The following is a 3,706-nucleotide window of genomic DNA, read 5'->3' on the forward strand; positions in this document are numbered from 1 at the left end:
TGAGCGTCTCGTGGGCGCGGAGATGTGTATAAGAGACAGGCGTTGGGGCGGGCGGGCGATTCCGGTTCGCACGTGGGCGAGGCAACTCGCCCAGGCGGTGAGCCGGCGGGCCGCAGGGCTATGGCGTTCGGCGGCGCAGTGTGGCCGCGCCCAGGGCCAGGACGGCCAGGGCGCTGGCCGAGACGACCACGGCGTCTCGCACGAAGTCACCGGTGACCTCCGCGTGTTGGAGGACCTGGGTCATGCCGTCGACCGAGTAGGACATGGGGAGGACGTCGGAGATCACCTCGAGCATGGGCTGCATGGTGTCGCGCGGCGCGAACAGCCCGCACAGCAGGATCTGCGGGAAGATCACGGCCGGCATGAACTGCACGGCCTGGAACTCGGAGGCCGCGAAGGCCGAGACGAAGAGGCCGAGGGCCGTGCCGAGCAGCGCGTTCAGCAGGGCGATGAGCAACAGCAGCCACGGCGATCCGGCGATGTCGAGGCCGAGGAACCAGAGCGCGACGCCGGTGGCCAGCGCGGCCTGGAGGACGGCGAAGGCGCCGAAGGCGAGCGCGTACCCGACGACCAGCTCAGCCCTGCCGAGCGGCATGGTCATCAGCCGTTCCAGCGTGCCTGAGGTGCGTTCCCGCAGCGTGGCAATCGAGGTGACGAGGAACATCGTGACCATCGGGAAGATGCCGAGCAGCGAGCTGCCGATGAAGTCGAACGAGCCGCGGTCGGCGTCGAAGACGTAGTAGAGGAGCACCAGCAGCAGCACCGGCACCAGCAGCAACAGGGCGACGGTGCGCGGGTCGTGCGCCAGTTGGCGCAGCACGCGGCGGGCGGTGGCCAGCACCCTGGCCGGGCTCAGGACGGCGGTGTTCACACCCGCTCCCCTTCCTCGACGGCGGCGGCGTCGACCAGCCGCAGGAACGCGTCCTCCACGGTCTCGGCGCCGGTGCGGGCGCGCAGTTCGGCCGGCGAGCCCTCGGCCAGCAGACGGCCGGCGCGCATCAGCAGCAGCCGTTCGCAGCGGTCGGCCTCGTCCATCACGTGCGAGGAGATCAGCAGCGTCGCTCCGCGCTGGCCGGCGAGCCGGTGGAAGAGATTCCACAGGTCGCGCCGCAGCACCGGGTCGAGGCCGACGGTCGGCTCGTCGAGGATCAGCAGTTCGGGTGAGCCGAGCAGCGCGGCGGCGAGGGAGGCGCGGGAGCGCTGGCCGCCGGAGAGGTTGGCGGCGAGCACGCCGGCGTGCGCCGTGAGGTCGACGTCGGCCAGGGCGGCGTCCACCCGGGGCCCGAGGTCGACGCGCGGGACGCCGAGGACGGCCGCGTAGTACTCGAGGTTCTGCCGGACGGTGAGGTCCAGGTAGACGGACGGCGCCTGCGTCACATAGCCGATCAGGGGCCGCAGCGCCGGGCTGCCGGCCGGCTGGCCGAGGACGTCGAGGGTGCCGGTGACCCGGGCCTGGACGCCGGCTATGGCGCGCATCAGCGTCGTCTTGCCGCAGCCCGAGGGCCCGAGCAGGCCGGTGACGGCGCCGCGCCGGAGGGTGAAGTCGACCCCCCTGAGGACCTGGGCACGGCCGCGCGTGACGCACAGGTCGCGCGCCCGCACCGCCGCCTCGCCCGCCGGGGAACCTGTCGGAGACTCCATCGAAGATTTATTCTTCATGCGTTTAATAAAAGCGCCGACGGCGGCCCGGGTCAAGTCCCGCCACCGGCGACGGCACGTAGGCTTGGCGCCGTGGCACATCGCGCGGCAGACCAGAAACCGGCGACGAAGGTGGGGCTCTCGACCGCCTCCGTCTACCCGGAGAACACCGCGGCGGCCTTCGAGATAGCCGGCCGGATCGGGTACGACGGGGTCGAGGTCATGGTGTGGACCGACCCGGTCAGCCAGGACCTGGACGCGTTGCGTCGGCTCTCCGACGAGCACGGCGTGGAGATCCTCGCCGTGCACGCGCCCTGCCTGCTTGTCACCCAGCGGGTCTGGACCACCGACCCGTGGACCAAGCTCCAGCGGGCACGGGCGGCGGCCGAGCGGCTCGGCGCGAGCACGGTCGTCGTGCACCCGCCGTTCCGCTGGCAGCGCGGCTACGCCCGCCACTTCGTCGCCGGGATGCGGCGGATGCGGGATGAGACGGACATCACGTTCGCCGTCGAGAACATGTACCCGTGGCGGTACCGGGACCGCGAGATGCTGGCGTACGCGCCCGGTTGGGACCCGACCGACGAGGACTTCCCGCACTTCACGCTCGACCTGTCGCACACCTCGACCTCGCGCAGCGACGCGCTGGCCATGGCCGAGCGGATGGGCGACCGGCTCGGCCACGTGCACATCGCGGACGGCACCGGCTCCGGCAAGGACGAGCACCTGGTGCCGGGCCGCGGCGGCCAGCCGTGCGCGCTGCTGCTCCAGCGGCTCGCGGCAACCGGCTACGCGGGACACGTGGTGGCGGAGATCAACACGCGCCGGGCCACGTCGGCGGCCGAGCGCGAGGCCGACCTGGCCGAGGCGCTGGACTTCACCCGCCGCCACCTCGCGCCCCCGACCACACCGGCGGCCCGGGCCGCCGAGGGCGGGACGACCGCCGGGACCGCGCGGTGAGCTCCGGCGCCACGCCGCCGGCCACCGGGCGCCGGCGCGGCCGGCCCTCGCGCGCCGAGGCGGCGGACGGCTCCCCGGCCACCAGAGACCTGATCCTGGCGGCGGCCCGCACCGAGTTCGCCAAGCGCGGCTACGACCAGACGTCGATCCGCGGGATCGCCCGCGCGGCCGGCGTCAACCAGGCGCTCGTCCACCACTACTTCGGGACCAAGGAACAGGTCTTCGGCGCCGCCGTGGCCGCGGCCGCCGCGCCCGCGACCGACAACCTGACGCGCAACGCGGACGTGCCGCCCGACGAGCTCGGGCTGTGGTTCACCAGCGTCTTCTTCCGGGTGTGGGAGAACCCGACCACCCGGGCGCCGCTGCTCGCCATCGCCCGCTCCGCCATCACCAACGAGACCGCCGCCGGAATCTTCCGCGGCTTCATCGGCAGGCGCCTCGTGGGGCGCATCACCGAACACATCAGCCACGCGCCGGACGCCCGGCTGCGCGCCGAGCTGGCCGCCGCGCAGCTGGTGGGCACGATGATGCTGCGCTACATCCTGCGCGTGGAACCGCTGGCCAGCGCCGACCCGGACGAGCTGATCGCCCGCCTGGCACCGGCCGTCCAACACCACCTGACCGGCCCGCCCCCGGCCGGCGACACCCCCGCCGGTGGCGAGACCGTGGCGTGAGCACCGGCGCAAGGCGCTACGGCGCCGGGCCGAGGAGCGGCAGCCAGCGTGGCTTCGCCGAGGGGGCCGAGCTGCACCTGGCGGCCATCTCGTACAACGTCAGCCGGTACGCGGTCGTCCATGTGTACGACCGCTCGTATCCCGGGCCAGCGGTGATCGTCACGGATCGACGTTGTCGTCCGCGGTGGGCGAATCCCGCGATCCCCTGTAGGAGGCCACACATGCCAGCTGTCGACCCCGCCCGTTCCAACGCCAAGTGCCCGAGATGGGGATCAGACCCAACATAGGGCGGCCAGTGCCCCAAGTGCGGGTGACCACGCCGGCTAGGGCTCGGTGGGCGGTTGTTCGGCGCTCGGAGGATCGGTCGGCTCCGGGGCCTGGTCCTCGGGCGGGGGCGTGGTGGGCGGCGGCTCGGTGGTGGGTGGCTGGGTGCTGCC

At 73.0% G+C, this 3,706-nt stretch carries 5 protein-coding genes; 2 read left to right on the forward strand and 3 right to left on the reverse strand.

Annotated elements, in window-relative coordinates; all coding sequences use genetic code 11:
• Nucleotides 1-118: 118 nt before the first annotated feature.
• Both E1265_RS34850 and E1265_RS34855 read right to left on the reverse strand, forming a co-directional pair.
• Nucleotides 119-856 (reverse strand): ABC transporter permease, encoded by a 738-nt coding sequence (locus E1265_RS34850; RefSeq protein WP_132934960.1) that lies wholly within the window; start codon nt 854-856, stop codon nt 119-121.
• A gap of 11 nt (nt 857-867) precedes the next feature.
• Nucleotides 868-1,641, reverse strand: coding sequence for an ABC transporter ATP-binding protein (locus E1265_RS34855; RefSeq protein ID WP_132934957.1), 774 nt, complete (start codon nt 1,639-1,641; stop codon nt 868-870).
• A 90-nt stretch (nt 1,642-1,731) separates the two neighbouring features.
• On the opposite strand from E1265_RS34855, the gene E1265_RS34860 reads away from it, so the two are divergent.
• Both E1265_RS34860 and E1265_RS34865 read left to right on the forward strand, forming a co-directional pair.
• The gene (locus E1265_RS34860) at nt 1,732-2,595 is read left to right on the forward strand and encodes a sugar phosphate isomerase/epimerase (protein ID WP_132934958.1); all 864 of its coding nucleotides are present in this window, start codon (nt 1,732-1,734) and stop codon (nt 2,593-2,595) included.
• Entirely contained in the window at nt 2,592-3,269 is a 678-nt protein-coding gene (locus E1265_RS34865) for a TetR family transcriptional regulator (protein WP_132934959.1), read from the forward strand. Before E1265_RS34860 ends, E1265_RS34865 begins: the two co-directional genes overlap by 4 nt.
• Before the next feature lie 16 nt (nt 3,270-3,285).
• Here the strand turns inward: E1265_RS34865 and E1265_RS37570 are convergent, their stop codons facing one another.
• Nucleotides 3,286-3,432 carry a hypothetical protein gene (locus E1265_RS37570; RefSeq protein WP_165953995.1) on the reverse strand — a complete coding sequence of 49 codons (147 nt, stop codon included), beginning with the start codon at nt 3,430-3,432 and terminating at the stop codon, nt 3,286-3,288.
• Nucleotides 3,433-3,706: the final 274 nt, after the last annotated feature.

The organism is Streptomyces sp. 8K308, assembly GCF_004348315.1.
Lineage (GTDB): Bacteria > Actinomycetota > Actinomycetes > Streptomycetales > Streptomycetaceae > Streptomyces.